This is a genomic window from Microbacterium sp. 71-23 (genome assembly GCF_001897265.1).
Taxonomy (GTDB): Bacteria; Actinomycetota; Actinomycetes; order Actinomycetales; family Microbacteriaceae; genus Microbacterium; species Microbacterium ginsengisoli.
Genome location: NZ_MKSL01000008.1, coordinates 128459 through 145554 on the forward strand (window position 1 = coordinate 128459; position 17096 = coordinate 145554).

At 70.2% G+C, this 17096-nt stretch carries 17 protein-coding genes; 8 read left to right on the forward strand and 9 right to left on the reverse strand.

The features are described 5' to 3' along the window. Nucleotides 1-15: 15 nt before the first annotated feature. Together acs and BGO15_RS00730 are read right to left on the reverse strand one after the other, a co-directional pair. Complete coding sequence (acs, locus tag BGO15_RS00725; RefSeq protein WP_056519801.1) at nt 16-1986, reverse strand: acetate--CoA ligase; 1971 nt, start codon at nt 1984-1986, stop codon at nt 16-18. A 2-nt stretch (nt 1987-1988) separates the two neighbouring features. Continuing rightward, a complete protein-coding gene (locus BGO15_RS00730; RefSeq protein WP_048809080.1) occupies nt 1989-2591 on the reverse strand; it encodes an acetate uptake transporter in 603 nt (200 codons plus the stop codon). A 178-nt stretch (nt 2592-2769) separates the two neighbouring features. Between BGO15_RS00730 and BGO15_RS00735 the strand changes: the two genes are divergently transcribed. After that, on the forward strand, nt 2770-3609 hold the full coding sequence (locus BGO15_RS00735) for a LuxR C-terminal-related transcriptional regulator (RefSeq protein WP_273188951.1): 840 nt from the start codon (nt 2770-2772) through the stop codon (nt 3607-3609). A gap of 26 nt (nt 3610-3635) precedes the next feature. Then, a complete protein-coding gene (locus BGO15_RS00740; RefSeq protein WP_056209650.1) occupies nt 3636-4397 on the forward strand; it encodes an SDR family NAD(P)-dependent oxidoreductase in 762 nt (253 codons plus the stop codon). Between the two features lie 2 nt (nt 4398-4399). Here the strand turns inward: BGO15_RS00740 and BGO15_RS00745 are convergent, their stop codons facing one another. Both BGO15_RS00745 and BGO15_RS00750 read right to left on the reverse strand, forming a co-directional pair. Further along, on the reverse strand, nt 4400-5107 hold the full coding sequence (locus BGO15_RS00745) for a response regulator (RefSeq protein WP_048809082.1): 708 nt from the start codon (nt 5105-5107) through the stop codon (nt 4400-4402). After that, nucleotides 5104-6705 carry an ATP-binding protein gene (locus BGO15_RS00750; RefSeq protein WP_156454807.1) on the reverse strand — a complete coding sequence of 534 codons (1602 nt, stop codon included), beginning with the start codon at nt 6703-6705 and terminating at the stop codon, nt 5104-5106. Before BGO15_RS00750 ends, BGO15_RS00745 begins: the two co-directional genes overlap by 4 nt. 183 nt (nt 6706-6888) lie before the next feature. On the opposite strand from BGO15_RS00750, the gene BGO15_RS00755 reads away from it, so the two are divergent. From BGO15_RS00755 to BGO15_RS00765, 3 genes are all read left to right on the forward strand, one after another. Next, the gene (locus BGO15_RS00755; protein WP_045247509.1) at nt 6889-7731 is read left to right on the forward strand and encodes an ABC transporter ATP-binding protein; all 843 of its coding nucleotides are present in this window, start codon (nt 6889-6891) and stop codon (nt 7729-7731) included. Further along, a complete protein-coding gene (locus BGO15_RS00760) occupies nt 7728-8597 on the forward strand; it encodes an ABC transporter permease (protein ID WP_045247510.1) in 870 nt (289 codons plus the stop codon). The genes BGO15_RS00755 and BGO15_RS00760 overlap by 4 nt, the downstream gene beginning before the upstream one ends. Nucleotides 8598-8690: 93 nt before the next feature. Next, nucleotides 8691-9776 (forward strand): ABC transporter substrate-binding protein, encoded by a 1086-nt coding sequence (locus tag BGO15_RS00765; RefSeq protein ID WP_056209647.1) that lies wholly within the window; start codon nt 8691-8693, stop codon nt 9774-9776. A 59-nt stretch (nt 9777-9835) separates the two neighbouring features. On the opposite strand, the gene BGO15_RS00770 is transcribed toward BGO15_RS00765, so the two are convergent. The 3 genes from BGO15_RS00770 to BGO15_RS00780 are packed head-to-tail and all read right to left on the reverse strand — an operon-like array spanning nt 9836 to nt 11740. Further along, nucleotides 9836-10432, reverse strand: coding sequence for an energy-coupling factor transporter transmembrane component T family protein (locus BGO15_RS00770; RefSeq protein ID WP_056209644.1), 597 nt, complete (start codon nt 10430-10432; stop codon nt 9836-9838). Then, nucleotides 10426-11121 carry an energy-coupling factor ABC transporter ATP-binding protein gene (locus BGO15_RS00775; RefSeq protein WP_056209641.1) on the reverse strand — a complete coding sequence of 232 codons (696 nt, stop codon included), beginning with the start codon at nt 11119-11121 and terminating at the stop codon, nt 10426-10428. Before BGO15_RS00775 ends, BGO15_RS00770 begins: the two co-directional genes overlap by 7 nt. Before the next feature lie 7 nt (nt 11122-11128). After that, complete coding sequence (locus tag BGO15_RS00780) at nt 11129-11740, reverse strand: biotin transporter BioY (RefSeq protein ID WP_045247514.1); 612 nt, start codon at nt 11738-11740, stop codon at nt 11129-11131. A gap of 65 nt (nt 11741-11805) precedes the next feature. Between BGO15_RS00780 and BGO15_RS00785 the strand changes: the two genes are divergently transcribed. Then, on the forward strand, nt 11806-12465 hold the full coding sequence (locus BGO15_RS00785; RefSeq protein WP_268768791.1) for a TetR family transcriptional regulator: 660 nt from the start codon (nt 11806-11808) through the stop codon (nt 12463-12465). 1 nt (nt 12466) lies between these two features. On the opposite strand, the gene BGO15_RS00790 is transcribed toward BGO15_RS00785, so the two are convergent. Continuing rightward, on the reverse strand, nt 12467-14167 hold the full coding sequence (locus BGO15_RS00790) for an AMP-binding protein (RefSeq protein ID WP_056209638.1): 1701 nt from the start codon (nt 14165-14167) through the stop codon (nt 12467-12469). Nucleotides 14168-14330: 163 nt separating this feature from the next. Here BGO15_RS00790 and BGO15_RS00795 point away from each other — a divergent pair, with 163 nt between their 5' ends. Next, nucleotides 14331-15446, forward strand: coding sequence for a polysaccharide deacetylase family protein (locus BGO15_RS00795; protein WP_056209635.1), 1116 nt, complete (start codon nt 14331-14333; stop codon nt 15444-15446). 14 nt (nt 15447-15460) lie between these two features. Here the strand turns inward: BGO15_RS00795 and BGO15_RS00800 are convergent, their stop codons facing one another. Continuing rightward, entirely contained in the window at nt 15461-16618 is a 1158-nt protein-coding gene (locus tag BGO15_RS00800) for a glycosyltransferase (protein WP_273188747.1), read from the reverse strand. A gap of 163 nt (nt 16619-16781) precedes the next feature. On the opposite strand from BGO15_RS00800, the gene BGO15_RS00805 reads away from it, so the two are divergent. Continuing rightward, on the forward strand, nt 16782-17042 hold the full coding sequence (locus tag BGO15_RS00805) for a glutaredoxin domain-containing protein (RefSeq protein ID WP_056209632.1): 261 nt from the start codon (nt 16782-16784) through the stop codon (nt 17040-17042). The last annotated feature ends 54 nt before the right edge of the window (nt 17043-17096 follow it).

Consider the following 17096-nt stretch of genomic DNA (forward strand, 5'->3'; position numbering starts at 1 on the left):
GCGCGTCAGGCCGGATCAGTCGTCGTGAGCACCAGACTGCATGCCGGTCTTGATCGCGTCCATGACGCCCGAGTCGGCGAGGGTGGTCACATCACCCACGGGCCGGTTCTCGGCGACGTCACGCAGGAGGCGACGCATGATCTTGCCCGAGCGCGTCTTCGGCAGCTCGGCGACGACCATGATCTGACGGGGCTGGGCGATCTTGCCGATCTCCTTGGCCACGTGCTCTCGCAGCTCACGGGTCACGTGGTCACCTCCGTCTCCGGCCTCCTTGCGCAGGATCACGAATGCAGCGACCGCCTGACCGGTCACGGGGTCGTCGACCCCCACCACCGCCGCCTCGGCGACCTTCGGGTTCGACACGAGTGCCGACTCGATCTCGGTCGTCGAGAGGCGGTGACCCGACACGTTCATCACGTCGTCGACGCGACCCAGCAGCCACAGGTCGCCGTCCTCGTCGCGCTTGGCCCCGTCGCCCGCGAAGTAGCGACCCGGGAACCGCGACCAGTAGGTCTCCTTGAACCGCTCCGGGTCGCCCCAGATCGTGCGCAGCATCGACGGCCACGGCTCGGTCAGCACCAGGTAGCCACCCTGGCCGTTGCCGACCGACTCGCCCTGCTCGTCGACCACGTCGACGCCGATGCCCGGCATCGCGCTCATGGCCGCGCCGGGCTTGCCGGCCGTGATGCCCGGGAGCGGGCTGATCATGATCGAGCCCGTCTCGGTCTGCCACCACGTGTCGATCACGGGCACCCGGTTGCCGCCGATGTGCGCGCGGTACCACATGTACGCCTCGGGGTTGATGGGCTCACCCACCGACCCGATGAGCTTCAGGCTCGACAGGTCGTACCCCTCGGGGATCTGGTGACCCCACTTCATGAACGTGCGGATCGCCGTCGGCGCGCAGTACAGCGTCGTGACGCCGTACTTCTGCACGATCTCCCACCAGCGCCCCTGGTGGGGCGTGTCGGGTGTGCCCTCGTAGAGCACCGAGGTCGTCGCGTTCGACAGGGGACCGTAGACGATGTAGCTGTGGCCGGTCACCCACCCGATGTCGGCCGCCGTCCAGTAGACGTCGGTCTCGGGCTTGAGGTCGAAGGTCTCCCACTGGGTGAACGAGCACCCGGTGAGGTACCCGCCGCTCGTGTGCAGGATGCCCTTCGGCTTGCCGGTCGTGCCCGAGGTGTACATGACATAGAGCGGATGCTCCGCATCGAACGCCTGCGCATCGTGCGACGTGCTGGCGCGGTCGACGCTCTCATGCCACCACAGGTCGCGACCCTCGGTGACGGCCACGTCCTGTCCGGTGCGGCGCACCATCAGCACGGACCTCACGTCGGGGCATCCGGTCAGCGCCTCATCGACCGCCGGCTTCAACGCCACCGCAGAGCCCTTGCGGTAGCCGCCGTCAGCGGTGATCACGACCCGGGCGTCGCAGTCGAGGATGCGCGTGCGCAGCGCCTCGGCCGAGAAGCCGCCGAACACCACGGTGTGCGGTGCCCCGATGCGGGCGCAGGCCAGCATCGCGATGATCGTCTCGGGGATCATCGGCATGTAGATCGCGACCCGGTCGCCCTCCTGCACGCCGAGCGCGGTGAGCGTGTTCGCCGCCTGGCACACCCGCTCGGTGAGCTCGCGGTAGGTGATGGTGCGGGTGTCGCCCGGCTCGCCCTCGAAGTGATACGCGACCCGGTCGCCGAGGCCGGCCGCCACGTGGCGGTCGAGGCAGTTCACCGCCACGTTCAGCCGGCCCCCGACGAACCACTTCGCGAACGGCGGGTCGCTCCAGTCGAGCACCTGGGTCCAGGGCTCGGCCCAGTCCAGCCGCGCCGCCTTGTCCGCCCAGAAGGCGAGCCGGTCGGCATCCGCCTCCCGGTAGATGTCGGCGGTCACGTTGGCGGCCGCCGCGAACTCGGGGCTCGGCGGGAACCGCCGGTTCTCGTGCGCGAGGTTCTCGATCGCGGAGGCGTGCTCGATGGTCGACACGGTCAGCTCGCCTTCGGGGCGCCGATCGGGAGGACGGTGCGTCCCCAGGTCGAGTTGATGACGGATGCCGCGGAGCCGTACCAGGCGAGCACGGCGGTCACGAGACCGACGACGCCGCCGATGTTGGTCGCGGTCGCGCTGCCGCTGAACGCGCCGATCGTGAGGAGCACGAACGTGATCAGCAGGGCGATGAACACCAGCAGCACGATGCGGCTCGCCTTGATGGCGCCGATGGTCATGTAGAAGGTGAAGATCGTCCACGCCAGGAAGAAGACGGCGAGTCCGTCGGCGCCGGCCGCCTTGGCGAGCGCGTCGTTCGTCAGCAGGAACCACACGGCCAGCCAGAACGAGCCGTACGAGGTGAACGCGACGGCGCCGAACGTGTTGCCCTTCACGAACTCCCACATGCCGGCGAGCAGCTGGGCGATGCCGCCGTAGAACAGGGCGAGGGCCAGCGCGCCGGCCCCGGCGTCGGGGATCCACCCCGCGTTGGCGACGCTCAGCACGAACGTCGTGAGGGCGAACGCGGCGAGGCCGAGAGCGCCCGGGTCGGCGACACCGGCGACGAACGTCGGGCGCGAGATGATGTCGGTCTGGTTGCTCACGATGAACACTCCTTTGTGTTGTGGATAGACCCGCAGGACCGGGGCCACGGGGCATCCGTTCACATCGGCGTGAGCGGATACTCATAGCGAAACCCGGGGTTCGGCCCTGCTAGCTTCAACGCTACGAACGCACCGACGCGCTCGACTACCGTCCAAAGGAGGTAGTGATGTGGAGACGATGACGTCGCCGCTCGCCCCCCGCGATGCCCTGCTCGCGACGCTGCGCACCCTGCGCCGCGACACGGGCGCCAGCATCACCTTCGGTGCGTACGCCACCCCCGGCGGCGCCCGTCTCGACGCGTTCGTCGGCGCGCACAGCCACACCCTCGCGGGAGTGCTCATCGAACCCGCCCACGGGGTCGGCGGCAAGGCCATGGTCGACCGACGGCCGGTCGCGGCGACCCAGTACGAGCGCTCGACGGCGATCACCCACCATTACGACCGCGAGGTCAGCGGCGAGGCGATCGTGTCGCTGCTGGCCGTGCCGGCGATCGTCGGCGACCGGGTGCGGGCCGTGCTCTACGTCGGCGAGCGCGTCGCCACACAGTTCGGCGGCGACATCGTGCGCCGCACCGTGTCGGCCGCGCAGAACCTCGCGTGGGAGTTCACGGTCGCCGCGGAGGTGGAGCGCCGGGTGAGCGAGCTGCGGCAGGCGGCAGCACTCTCGGCCGCCGCCGATGCCCCGTCGCGGGAACGCCAGGAAGTGCGGGAGGCGGCCGCCGAACTGCGAGAGCTCAGCCGCGTCGTGCAGGACCCCGAGCTGCTGGCGCGCATCGACGCGATCGGCCGACTGCTGCTGCCCGCCCCGACCGAGCTCGTCGCCCCGCGGCTCTCGCCCCGCGAGGTCGACATGGTCACCCAGCTCGCGCTCGGCCGCCGCAACAGCCAGATCGCCGAGGCCCTCGGCCTCACCGAGGCGACGGTGAAGGCCTACGTGTCATCCGCGATGCACAAGCTCGACGCGAGCAGCCGCTTCGAGGCGGTCGCGGCCGCGCGTCGCGCCGGCATCGTCGCGTGAGGATGCCGCGGGCATAGCCTGGCGGTATGAGCACCCTCACCGGAACCGTCGCCCTCGTCACCGGAGCCTCCAGCGGAATCGGGGAGGCCACCGCCCGCACCCTCGCCGCCGACGGCTCCGCCGTGGCCCTCGTCGCCCGCCGCGCCGACCGTCTCGCGTCGCTCGCGGAAGAGATCGCCGCGGCCGGGGGCACGGCCGTCGCGATCGAGGCCGACATCACCGACCGCGAGCAGGCCCGCGCCGCGGTGGCCCGCACGGTCGCCGAGCTCGGGCGCCTCGACATCCTCGTGAACAACGCCGGCGTGATGCTGCTGGGGCCGGTCGAGCACGCGCCGATCGACGAGTGGGATCGCATGATCGACCTCAACCTCACCGCACTGCTGTCGGTGACCGAGGCGGCCCTCCCCCACCTGCTCGCGGCCGCCGAGAGCGAACCGCGCCGGGTCGCCGACCTCGTGAACATCTCGTCGACAGCGGGCCGCCAGGTCAAGCGCGGCTCCGGCGTCTACAACCTCACCAAGCACGGCGTGGGCGCCTTCAGCGAGTCGTTCCGGCAGGAGTTCAGCCGCCGCCACCTGCGGGTCGGCGTCGTCGAGCCTGGTGCCGTCGCGACCGAGCTGCGCGACCACCTGCGTCCCGAGATCCGCGAGGTGCAGCAGCAGCGCCTGTCGGCGATGCAGCCGCTGCAGGCGCAGGATGTCGCGGACGCGATCTCGTACATCGTGACGCGTCCGCGCCACCAGACGATCAACGAGTTGCTGCTGCGCCCGACCGAGCAGGACGACTGAGCTCAGCGCACGAGTCGGGCCGCCGGGGTCGTGTACACGTGCTCGGGCCGCCCGGTGCTGCCGTAGCGGAGGGTGAGCACGATGTGGCCGGACTGCTCGAGTTGCGAGAGGTAGCGCTGGGCCGTCGCGCGTGAGATGCCCGCCTCGGCGGCGACCTGCGCGGCGGATGCCCCGTCGACGCCGCTGTGCGCGATGCGGTCGAACACGAGCTTCACGGTCGGAGCCATCGAGGGCACCCGCGGCCTGACGGCCGGCTCGGGCGGTCGCAGCGCCCCGAACAGCCGATCGATGTCGTCCTGCGTCGACTCCTCGGGAAGCGCCGCGATCTCCCCCAGCGTGCGCTGGAAGGCGATGAGTCGCTCGACGAGCGCTGCGAACCCGAAGGGCTTGCTGATGTAGTGCACCGCCCCCAGTCGCAGAGCCGTGCGGATCGACTCGACGTCCTTCGCCGCCGACACGACGATCACCGACGGCGCGTGAGCCTCGGCGGCGAGGTCGCGCACCACGTCGAGGCCGTCGCCGTCGGGCAGGTAGATGTCCATCAGCACGAGATGCGGACGCTTCTCGTCGATCACGCGCCGCGCCTCGGCCGCGCTGTGGGCCATGCCGACCACGCGGAACCCGGGGACGCGATCGACGAACCCCGCGTGCACCGTCGCGACGCGGTAGTCGTCGTCGACGACCACGACCTCGATCACCGCCTCGCTCATCCGCCCACCTCCGCAGCCACTGCGGTCGGCAGGGTCACGGTGAAGCGCGTTCCGCCGTCGACCTCGACCTCGACCGTGCCCCCGATGCGGGTGACTGCGTTCATCACGAGCGCGAGCCCGAGCCCGCCGTGCGTGGAGTGCGCCGAGCGTTTCGTGGTGAACCCGCGGTCGAACACCTGCGGACGCTCCGACTCGGGGATGCCGATGCCGTTGTCGGCCACCGAGACCTCGATCGCGACCGGCGACTCGACGATGCGCACCTCCACGAACCGCGGCGCCGCGACGGGCATCAGCGCGTCGAAGGCGTTGTCGATCATGTTGCCTAGCACGGTCGTCAGGGCCTGCACGTGTCGGGCGTCGGCGTCGAGGTGCGAGTCGGGGGCGATGACGAGCTCGACGCCGCGCTCGCTCGCCTCGGCGGCCTTGCCGAGCAGCAGTCCGACGATCTGCGGCACCGCGATGCGCGACCTCACGGATTCGTCGAAATCGGCCGACGTGCCCCGTAGCTCGTTGAGGTACGACAGCGCATCCACGGGACGACCGAGCTCGAGCAGGCCCGCGATCGCGTGCAGACGATTGGTGAACTCGTGCTGCTGGGCACGCAGCGACTCCGTCAGACTGCGCTGCCCGTCGAGCTCGCGCGCGAGCCCCTCGAGGTCGGTGCGGTCCCGCAGGGTGATGACCGTGCCATGCGGCTTGCCGCGCAGCACCACGGGCATGCGGTTCACGACCAGGCACAGCTCGCTGGTCACGAACAGTTCATCGACCCCGACCGACGGATCGATGAGGATGTCGCGCAGCTCCCCCGCAGCGACCACCTCGACAAGCGGCCGGCCGGCCGCGGCATCCGGAAGATTCAACAGCCGGCGCGCGGCGTCGTTCACGACGCTGATGCGGCCCGCCGGGTCGAGCGCGAGCACCCCCTCGCGGATGCCGTGCAGCGTCGCCTCGCGCTCCTGCAGCAGCCGGGCGATCTCATCGAGCTCGAGTCCGAAGGTTCGCTTCTTCATGCGGCGCGCGACAAACCACGACGCCACCGCACCGAACAGCAGCGCCACGGCGAACCACAGCCCGTAGGACGGCAGCTCCCGCACGAGCTCGCTCGACACGGAGCTCTCCTGGATGCCCACCGACACCTCGCCGATGACGACGTCGGCCGGGCTGAACAGCGGCACCCGCGCGTTCGCGGTGAGACCCTGCGATCCCGAGTTGATGCCCAGATGAACCTGACCGTCCGCAGCCATCACCGACTCGCTCACCCGCTGCCCCACCAGTGACGGGTCGGGGTGGGAGTGTCGGATTCCCTGCATGTCGATCAGCACCACGTACGACGCGCCCGTCGAGGACATCGTCGCTGTCGCGTACTCCTGCAGCTGGCCGGCGCACGCCGCAGCCGCCCCGGGCACCATGCACTGCTGCACCATCGGCACGCTCGCGACCGTCTGCGCGATCGCGGCCGCCCGCGCCTCGAAATCGCGATCGAGGTTGGCGCGCACCGTCTGCGTGAGCAGCAAGAACCCGAACGCCATCGAGGCGGTGAGGATCACCACCTGGGCCAACAGGATCTGGCTCGAGATCTTCCGCATGCGCCGTCGCACCCAGTGATTGTGAGTCCTCGACGCACCGATGGCAAGGCGCACCGGTGCGCGAAACGCGCAGAAGCCGCGCAACGGGCACAAGGAGACGAACCCGCAGAACCGCGACGACGCGGCGTCCGCTCTCGCACGATGGGTCCACTCCTCCCCGGAGGTTCCCGCTCACCAAGACAGAGAGGTCTTGCCATGGACGACACCCCCTCGCGCGGCCCCGGCCATCGCGACGACGGCGCGCGCATCGACATCGTCGGACTCACCAAGCGCTTCCTCACCCCGAAGGGCGAGGCGTTCACCGCGATCCGCGACGTGTCGCTCACCGTCGAACCCGGCCAGTTCTGCGCCATCGTCGGACCGACAGGATGCGGCAAGTCGACGACCCTCGGACAGGTGTCCGGTCTCGACAAACCGAGCGCCGGGCACGTGTCGGTCGGCGGCACGCGGGTCGACGGCATCACCGACGGCGTCAGCTTCATGTTCCAGGCCGACTCGCTCTTCCCCTGGAAGACCGTGCTCGACAACGTGAAGATCGGGCCCGTGCTCAAGGGCATGCCGCGGGCACAGGCGACGGTGCTCGCGCGCGACTGGATCCGACGTGTCGGCCTCGCCGGCTTCGAGGACCGCTACCCGCACCAGCTCTCCGGCGGCATGCGCAAGCGCGTCGCGATGGCGGCCGCCCTGATCAACAACCCGCGCATCCTCCTGATGGACGAGCCGTTCGGCGCCCTCGACGTGCAGACCAAGGCGATCATGCAGACCGAGCTGCTGGCGCTGTGGGAGGAGTACCGGCCCTCGGTGCTGTTCATCACACACGACCTCGATGAGGCCGTCGCCCTGGCGGACCGCGTGGTGATCATGACCACGAGTCCCGGCACCGTCAAGGACGTGTTCGACATCGACCTGCCCCGACCCCGCGGCGACGTACAGGAGATCCGCCACGAGGCGCGGTTCCTCGAGCTGCAGGGCCAGATCTGGCAGTCGCTGCGCGACGAGGTCACTCGCGCGTACGCACGGACGGCGGATGCGGCATGACCGCCGTGAGCCTGCCGGGCGCCGCCGCCGCATCCGAGACGAGCATCCAGTCCGCCGCGCGCGCCAGCCGGCGCCGCCGCATCGCCTGGGTGTGGATCGGACGCATCCTGCTCGCCGTCGTGGTCATCGGCGGCTGGCAGCTGTTCACCGAGCTCGGCTGGGTCGATCCGTTCTTCTTCGGCCAGCCGAGCGGCATCTGGGACAGCCTGGTGCGGCTGTTCACCGTCGGAACGGCGTTCGGCTCGATCTGGGAGAACCTCTGGGTCACGGTGCAGGAAGCCCTCTACGGCTTCGCGCTGGGCACCGTCGTGGGCGTCATCCTCGGCATCCTGCTGGGGACGAACCGCTACCTGTCGGCGGTGTTCGGCCCGTACATCAAGGTGCTCAACTCGATCCCCCGCATCGTGCTCGGCTCGATCTTCATCGTCGCGTTCGGCCTCGGGATCTTCCCGAAGGTGCTGCTGGCGGCGGTGCTCGTCTTCTTCGCGGTGTTCTTCAATGCGTTCCAGGGCGTGCGCGAGGTCGACCAGAACCTCGTCTCCAACGTGCGCGTGCTCGGGGCGACCCCGCTGCAGGTCGCGCGGCACGTCACCATCCCGTCGGCGATGACCTGGATCATCGCGAGCCTGCACACCGCGTTCGGGTTCGCCATCATCGGCGCCCTCGTCGCGGAGGTGCTCGGGGCGCAGAAGGGCATCGGCCTGATCATCAGCCAGGCCCAGGGCAACTTCGACCCGAACACCGTGTTCGCCTGCATGGCGATCATCGCCGTGTTCACCCTCGTCGCCGAGTACCTCATCACGCTGCTCGAGCATGCGGTGCTCAAGTGGCGTCCCCCTGTGCGGTCCGAGGCGCAGAGCATCTGACCGCGGCATCCGCCCCCTGATCGTCGACCCCGTCGACACCCTGCGGCGTGCTCCCGGGCCCGCCCTGCATCACATCCACAGAAAGGCATTTCAATGAAGAAACGCGCACTCCTCGCCATGGCCGCCGTCGGCCTCGCGACCCTCTCGCTCGCCGGCTGCGCCGGCAGCGGATCAACCACCGCGAGCGCCGGATCGACCGACCTCCCGACCGTGACGATCATGGTCGGCGGCATCGACAAGCAGATCTACCTCCCCTACCAGCTCGCCCAGAGCCTCGGCTTCTACCAGAAGTACGGCGTCAACGTGCAGCTGTCGACCGAGCAGAACGGCGGTGTCGGCGCCGAGGACGCCATGGCCTCCGGCCAGGTCGACTTCGCCGGCGCGTGGTACATCCACACCGTCGACTTCCAGTCGAAGGGCAAGAACGTCATCAACGTGGTGCAGCTGTCGGGCGCCCCCGGTGAGCGTGAGATGTGCAGTTCGAAGAGCGGCGTCACCTCCGCGGCCGACTTCAAGGGCAAGACCCTCGGCGTCACCGACCTCGGGTCGGGCACCGACGAGCTCACCCAGTTCATCGCCGCCCAGGCCGGCGTCGCCCACAACGACTACACGACCCTCGCGGTCGGCGCAGGCTCCACGGCCATCGCGGCGATCCAGCGAGGCTCGGCGGACTGCGTGATGACGACCCAGCCGACCGTCGGCGCACTCGAGTCGAAGAACCTCGCCTCGACCGCGATCGACCTCGCGACGACGGCCGGCGCCCAGAAGGCGCTCGGCGGTGCGTGGCCGGCGGCGGGCCTGCTCGGCCGCGCCGATTGGGTCGCCGCCCACCAGGACGAGACGCAGAAGGTCGTCGACGCGCTCGTCGCGACGATGCACTGGATCGACACCCACACCGCGACGGACATCGCCAACGCGCTGCCTGCCGACTTCGTGCAGAACAGCACCATCACGAAGGACCAGTACATCGCCGGCCTCACGACCGACAAGGGGCAATTCCTTCCCGACGGGATCATGCCCGCGGGTGGCCCGAAGACGATCTTCGCGATGGAGAAGCTGATCGGCGTCGACACGTCGAAGGTCACGATCTCCGACACGTTCACCAACAGCTACGCCGAAGCGGCGAACAAGCTCGAGGGAACCGCGGTGACCACGACGCCGGCGGGAGCCGACGGCTGAGCACGGTCAGGACGGCGGGGGTCCCGGTCTCGGGGCCCCCGCCGTCGTGAGGTCACCGGTCAGCCGACCCCGCGGGCCGCGAGCGCCTCGCCGAGCCGGTCGGCGTGCTGCAGCGCGAGCACCACGTACGGCACGGTGAAGGCGCGGGGCGTCGCCCGAGCACCGCGGGCGCGCAGCGTCTCGCGCACCTCGCCGGCGAGGGAGGCCAGCACGGGGATGGTCGCGAAGGTGACGACGAGCAGCAGCGCCGTCCGCTCGGGATCGATCCGCACGAACCGCAGTGGCGCGAGCCCCACCTCGAGCGCGCCGAGCAGCGCCGTCACGCGGGTCGTGAGTGCGAGTACGGATGCCGCCGCCACCGCCGCGAGCACGCGCACGGTGTTGATGACCGCGGGCTCGATGCCGAGGAAGATGACCTGTCCGATCAGGCTCACGACCGCGAGCCACCGCAGCGCCCAGAGCTGGCGTCCGAGCTGCGGCATCCCGAGTCCGCCGAGGAGGAACAGGGCGACCGGCGCCAGCACCGCGGGCGCGAGCGCCCACCACGCCGTCGGAAGCAGCGAGATCGCCAGCACCACCACGAGCACCAGCACGATCTTGACGCCCGGCCGGGCGCGGTGCAGCAGGCCGTCACCGTCGACGTAGAGGCTCAGCACGGGGCATCCGCCACGATCGCGTCGTACCGGGCGATGACCTCGGCGGGAGGCCCGACCTCGATCAGGCGCCCTCCGTCAAAGAGCACGGCCGTCTCGCAGCGCGCGGCGAGCGCGAGGTCGTGCGTGACGAGCAGCAGCCGATGCCCGGCCGCCTCGAACAGGTGGTCGGCGACGCGACGCGCGTTGCGGGCGTCGAGCATTCCCGTCGGCTCGTCGGCGATCACGAGGTCGGGCCGCCGCACGAACGCGCCGCACACGGCGAGCAGCTGCTTCTGACCGCTCGAGAGCTCGTGCGCCGCGCGGTCGGCGAGCGGCGCCAGCCCGAACCGGTCGAGTGCCGCATCGACCCGTTCCGCAGCCTCGGCGCGCGGGAGACGCAGCGAACGCAGCGAGAACTCGACGTCCTCGCGCACGGTGGGCATGACGATCTGCGCGTCCGGGTTCGAGAACACGAACGCCACCCGGCGCCGAAGCTCGGCGGCGTCGCGCCGGGGATCGAGTCCGAGCACGCCGAGTGAGCCGGATGTCGCGGCCCCGAGGCCTCCCACGAGCCGGGCGAACGTCGACTTGCCCGAGCCGTTCGCCCCGATGACGGCGACCGTGCGGGCGTCGAGGTGCAGCGAGACATCCACCAGCACCTCGACGGCGCCCGCGACGACGCCGACGTTCTCGAGTCGGATGCCGGTCATGCTCCGATCATGCCTGGCCGTCGGCGATCACGGGCACCGCCGTGGTCGCAGGCGCCGGGCGCGGCGCGAGCCGGAAGGCGCGCGGGTACGCACGCCAGAGGGTGAGCACCACGACCGTCGCGATGGCGACCTTGATGAGGTCACCGGGGATGAACGCGATCGATGAGATGGCCGCGGCATCCAGCGGAATGCGCACGATCAGGGCGACGAACGGGACGCCCACCGCGTAGATCGCGACGATGCCGCCGAGCAGCAGTCCCGCGATCGTGGTGGTCCAGTGGATGCGGCCACCGATGCGCACGACGAGTCCGATGACGATCGCCCCGAGGATCCAGCCGAGCATGTAGCCGACGGTCGGGCCCACGAAGACGGCGAAGCCGCCGCGGCCACCGGCGAGGAGCGGGAGGCCCACGGCGACGAGCGCGAGCAGCACGGTCACCGAGAGCGCGCCGAGCCACGGCCCGAGGATCGCGCCCGCGAGCATGACGCCGAGCGTCTGCGGGGTGATCGGCACGGGACCGATGTTGATGCTGCCCGGCAGGCCGAGCACGGCGATGAGGGCGGCGAAGACGGCGACGCGGGCGAGGTCTGTCGCGTCGATGCGACGGGTGGCGGCCATGGGGATCCTTCGGGACGGGTTACCTGAACACTGTTCACCTGAACGGCGTTCAGTATAGTGACATCGTGCCCGCCGACTCCGCCCCGAGACGTCACACCCGTGACGGCGTCGCCCTGGCCGCCCTCGCGATCCTCGACGAGTGGGGCCTCGCCGACCTCACCATGCGCCGGCTCGCCACCTCCCTCGACGTGCAGCCGAGCGCCCTCTACTGGCACTTCCCCAACAAGCAGAGCCTGCTCGCCGACCTCGCCGACCGCATCGTCGCGCGCGTGCGACCGGTCGCGGTGACGGATGCCGCGTGGCCCGAGCCCGTGCGCGCCGAAGCCGCCGCGCTCCGCGACGCCCTGCTCGCCTACCGCGACGGCGCGGAGCTCGTCGCCTCGACCCTCGCGCTCGGGCTCGGGGGCGAGGCATCCGTCACCCGGCTCGCCGACGCGATCGCCGGCGGCGGGTTCGACGCCGCGACCTCCCGGCGCGCCGCGGTCGCCCTGCTGCACTTCGTGCTCGGGCAGGTCGGATACGAGCAGCAGCGCCTGCAGTTCGACAGTCTCGGGGTCGTGCCCGCCGGCAGCGCCCTCGACGACACCCCGCCGCACGAGGCGTTCGCATTCGGGGTCGACCTGTTCGTCACGGGCCTCGGCGCGCCCCACCTCGGCACGCGCAACGCCCCGCCCGCGCCGACCGGGCGCGGAATGGATGCCGCGGGCCGCCGGCCGCGCGCCTGACTTAGTCCTTCAGACCCGGGAAGTCCTGCTCGCGGAACTCCGTCGTGATGCGCGTTCCCTCGTGCTCCTGCTCGCGCTCGCGCAGCTCGACGCGGCGGATCTTGCCGGAGATCGTCTTCGGCATCTCGAAGAACTCCACCCGGCGCACGCGCATGAACGGCGGCATGTGCGTGCGCGCGTGCGCGAGGATGCTCCGCGCCGTCTCAGCGTCGGGCTCGGCGCCCTTCGCGAGGGCCACGTAGGCCTTCACGACGTTGAGACGAAGCGCGTCGGGCGCGCCCACGACACCGGCCTCGGCGACCGCCGGGTGCTCGAGCAGGATGCTCTCCACCTCGAACGGCGACACCTTGAAGTCGCTCGCCTTGAACACGTCGTCGGTGCGGCCGACGAAGGTCAGGAACCCGTCGGCGTCCCGGGTCGCGACATCGCTCGTGTGGTAGTAGCCGTCGTGCTCGACCTTCGCCGTGCGGTCGGGCTCGCCGACGTAGCCGGTCATGAGGTTCAGCGGCCGGCGGGGCTCGAGCGGCAGGCAGATCTCGCCCTCGTCGGCGACCTCGCCCGTGATCGGGTCGACCAGCACGATGTCGACGCCCGGCAGCGGATGCCCCATCGAGCCGGGCTTGAGCGGCACGCCCGGGGTGTTGCCGATCACCGCGGTCAGCTCGGTCTGACCGTAGCCGTCGCGGATCTGGATGCCCCACCACCGCTCGATCGTCTGGATGACCTCGGGGTTGAGCGGCTCGCCCGCCGACAGCAGCTCGCGCAGACCCGCGGGACGCTTCTCGAGGTCGGCCTGGATGAGCATGCGCCACACCGTCGGCGGGGCGCAGAAGGTGTTCACCCCGTGCCGGTCGAGCTGGTCGACGAGGGCCGCCGCATCGAACCGCTTGTAGTTGAAGACGAAGATGGATGCCTCGGCGATCCACGGCGCGAAGAACAGGCTCCACGCGTGCTTGCCCCAACCGGGGGCGCTGATGGTCATGTGCACGTCGCCCGGGCGCACGCCGATCCAGTACGTCGTGCTGAGGTGGCCGACCGGGTACGACACGTGGGTGTGCTCGACGATCTTCGGCCGCGAGGTCGTGCCGCTCGTGAAATAGACGATGGCAGGGTCGGTCGAGTCGGTGACGACGCCCGGCGGGGTGGGGGCGGCATCCGTCGACGCGGCGAAATCGAGCCAGCCGTCACGGTGCTCGCCCACGTTCACCCGCACGAGGTCGAGGTCGAACTCGTCGAACTTCGCCGCGTCGACGTGGTCGGCGATGACGACCCGCACGTTCGCGCGCTCGAGGCGCTCAGCAAGATCGGCGGAGCCGAGCACGACCGACGTCGGCAGGATCACGGCGCCGAGCTTCAGGATCGCGAGCATCGCCTCCCACAGCTCCACCCGGTTGTCGAGCATGAGCATGACGGCGTCGCCGCGGCGCACGCCCGCGGCCGTCAGCCAGTTCGCCACCTGGTTCGATCGCACGCGCAACTGCTCGAACGTGCGGGTCGCCTCGGTGCCGTCCTCCTCGACCACGCGCAGGGCGACGCGGTCGTTGCCCTCGGCGATGCCGTCGAACCAGTCGACCGCGAAGTTGAAGTGCTCGCCGACGTCGGGCCAGCGGAACTCGGCGTGGGCGGCGACCGGGTCGGATCCGCGGGCGAGCAGAAAGTCACGGGCGTCGCGGAATGCGGCACCGGCGGGCGAGAGGGTCATGGTTCCCCTTCGGGCTGGAACTCGGATGCCGCGCCGACGCGGCCCTCCCGCGGCGCCGCGGGCGCGGCTCAGTCTAGGCCGCGGCCCTATGCCCACCCGGGAACCCGGCGCGCCCGCGCATAGACTGCGGTAGACGTCTGGGGATGACGTCGCTGGGGGAATCATGGCGTCACTGCCGCTGCGCGTTCGCGCGCACAGACATCGATACGCCGTCGCCGCGCTCGCGGCCGTCACGGCCCTGCTGCTGTCCGGGTGCGTCGCTGAGGGTGACGCGCCCGCGGGCCCGACCGGGAGCGCGGAGGTCCCGACCCCCACGGTCGTGCCGACGCCGCTCACCGCCGCCGAACGGCTGCTCGCCGCACACCCCGACCCGGCGACCTGTGCGCTCACCTTCGCCGGCGACAGTGTCACCGCCGAGCCCGCCCTCGTGACCAGCGGCGCGCTCTACCCGACCCTCCCCGTTCCGGCCGCCGCGGGCCGCGTGTTCGCCGGCTGGTACGCGACGGCGGCCGCGGCATCCGCTCTCGACCGCACCCAGCGCATCAACGGCGCCCAGCTCGCCACGTGCGACAACCGGCAGCGCACGCTGCACGCCGGATGGCTCTCGGATGCCGCGGCCACCGCGTCGCGCACCACGGTGCCGATCCTCATGTACCACCAGTTCACGACGAAGCCCGGCGGCGAGCACAACCCGCTGCGCGGCAACTACACGTACATCGGCGACTTCGAGAAGCAGCTCGCCTATCTCGCCGACGGCGGCTTCTACCTGCCGACCTGGGACGAACTGAGCGCCTTCATCGACGGCACGCTGTGGCTGCCCGAGCGGTCGGTGATCATCACCGACGACGACGCGGACAAGACCTGGTACGAGCTCGCCGTGCCGGTGGTCACGAAGTACCGACTGCTGACGACGTCGTTCGCGATCACACGGTGGACCTCACCGCCCTCGCCGTCGCCCTGGGTGATCCTCCGCTCGCACACGCACGACATGCACGAAGCCGGCGCGAACGGGAAGGGCAAGATGGTGAACCTCACCGAGGCGCAGATCGCGGCGGACATGACCGAGTCGGCGCGGATCCTCGGTGTGGCGGAGGTGATGGCCTACCCGTTCGGGCACTACAACGCGACAGCCGAAGCGGGTCTGCGAGACGCCGGGTTCATCCTGGCCCGCACGACGAAGGCCGGGCGCGTGCGGGTCGGCACGCCGAAACTCGAGCTGCCGTGCGTGCGCATCGACTACGGCATGTCGATGGCGGCGTTCGCGCGGGCGGTCGACTGACACCGACCGGAGGATCAGACCTCGCTGGTCGCGACGGGCTTGGTGTCGAGCTCGTCGATGACGCCGGTGCGCGGCGCGACGGCCGTCGCGGGCGCGGCGGCGACGCGGCGCGGCGCGTAGACCACGAACTTGTGGAATGCGAAGCGCACGAAGAACGCGACGACGAGGGTGATCGCGGTGGCTATGACACTCGAGATGTGCAGCGCCTCGACCATGATCGGCAGGATCGCGATGCGCACCGCGGCCTCGGCGTTGTTGAAGCCGAACGACTTCACGAAGCGCGACCAGATGGCCGACGCCTGCTCCTTCATGTCGTGGAAGACGAACCGCTCCTGCAGCACGAAGTTGCCGATGATCGTCACCTCGGCCGAGATGATCGCGGCGACCATGTAGTTCACGCCGGTGTGCACCAGCATCCACATGATGACGACGTTCGCGACCGCGCCGAGCGCACCGATCACGGCGAACAGCGACATGCGGCCGAACCGCAGCGCGAACAGCTGGGTGAGGAAGCTCAGTCCCTGCGCGAGGGACGCCTTCGACTCGCCGGCGTGACGCGACTGGAACGAGAAGGGGATCTCCGCGACCCGCAGCGACTCGCGCGCCAGGATCTCGAGCAGGATCTTGAAGCCGCGCGGCTTCAGGTCGTTGACGTCGAACGCAGTGCGGTCGACGAGGAAGAAGCCGGTCATCGGGTCGGTGACGTTCTTGAGCTTCTTCGGGAACAGCGCCTTGGTGAGGTTGGTCGAGGCCTGCGACACGAACACGCGGAGGGCGTTCGACAGGCCGCCGTTCTCGCCGTTCTCCGTGTAGCGCGAGGCCACCACGACATCGACGTCGCCGCGGGCGTGGCGGGCGACCAGGTTCACGATGTCCTCGGGCGGATGCTGCAGGTCACCGTCCATCACGATGCAGACGTCGGCGTGCGCGGCCTGAAGGCCCGCCACGACCGCGCCGGAGAGTCCGCCCACCGAGTCCTCGCGGTGCAGCATGCGCACCGGGATCGGGGCGGTCTCGGCGACCTGCTCGATGACGCGCGGAGTGTCGTCGGTGGAATCGTCGACGAAGAGGATCTCGAGGTCGAGAGAAGGGGTCGCGGCAGCGACCCGGCGAACGAGCTCGGCGACGTTGGGAGCCTCGTTGTAGGTCGGGACGACGACAGTCACCTGCATGGCATTCGCCTCCGTGTAGCGAGGAAGTGACGTCGACCAGCGACGCCGACCACCATGCTGGCATGCCGCACCCTATGATTTGCCCGGAATGTGGAGAACCATGGGGGTCGGATAGCCAAATCGTAATCAAGCCGAGACCTATAATCCGCCCTACGCTGGAGTCATGACCATCGACTCCACCACCATCACCATGTACGGCGCGGAGTGGTGCCGCGACTGCCGGCGCACGAAGTCCCAGCTCGATGAGCTCGGCGTCGCGTACGACTACGTCGACCTCGAGGCCGAGCCCGCCGCGGCGGACATCGCGCGCGAGATCTCGGGCCGCACGAACATCCCCGTCGTCGTCTACCCCGACGCGACCTTCCACGTCGAGCCGAGCAACGCCGACGTCGAGGCGAAGCTCACCGAGCTCGCCCTCATCTGAGTGATCGGATGCCGCGGCACCGAGTCGCGGCATCCCTGACACTCGATGCCATGG

Bases quoted from the DNA above. Each gene is read 5' to 3' on its own strand.
- BGO15_RS00780 (WP_045247514.1), bottom strand. From the start codon at position 11,740: ATGGCCGCCACCCGTCGCATCGACGCGACAGACCTCGCCCGCGTCGCC.
- BGO15_RS00775 (WP_056209641.1), bottom strand. From the start codon at position 11,121: ATGACCGGCATCCGACTCGAGAACGTCGGCGTCGTCGCGGGCGCCGTC.
- BGO15_RS00765 (WP_056209647.1), top strand. From the start codon at position 8,691: ATGAAGAAACGCGCACTCCTCGCCATGGCCGCCGTCGGCCTCGCGACC.
- BGO15_RS00740 (WP_056209650.1), top strand. From the start codon at position 3,636: ATGAGCACCCTCACCGGAACCGTCGCCCTCGTCACCGGAGCCTCCAGC.
- BGO15_RS00795 (WP_056209635.1), top strand. From the start codon at position 14,331: ATGGCGTCACTGCCGCTGCGCGTTCGCGCGCACAGACATCGATACGCC.
- BGO15_RS00745 (WP_048809082.1), bottom strand. From the start codon at position 5,107: ATGAGCGAGGCGGTGATCGAGGTCGTGGTCGTCGACGACGACTACCGC.
- BGO15_RS00735 (WP_273188951.1), top strand. From the start codon at position 2,770: ATGACGTCGCCGCTCGCCCCCCGCGATGCCCTGCTCGCGACGCTGCGC.
- BGO15_RS00760 (WP_045247510.1), top strand. From the start codon at position 7,728: ATGACCGCCGTGAGCCTGCCGGGCGCCGCCGCCGCATCCGAGACGAGC.
- BGO15_RS00800 (WP_273188747.1), bottom strand. From the start codon at position 16,618: ATGCAGGTGACTGTCGTCGTCCCGACCTACAACGAGGCTCCCAACGTC.
- BGO15_RS00790 (WP_056209638.1), bottom strand. From the start codon at position 14,167: ATGACCCTCTCGCCCGCCGGTGCCGCATTCCGCGACGCCCGTGACTTT.
- BGO15_RS00755 (WP_045247509.1), top strand. From the start codon at position 6,889: ATGGACGACACCCCCTCGCGCGGCCCCGGCCATCGCGACGACGGCGCG.
- BGO15_RS00805 (WP_056209632.1), top strand. From the start codon at position 16,782: ATGACCATCGACTCCACCACCATCACCATGTACGGCGCGGAGTGGTGC.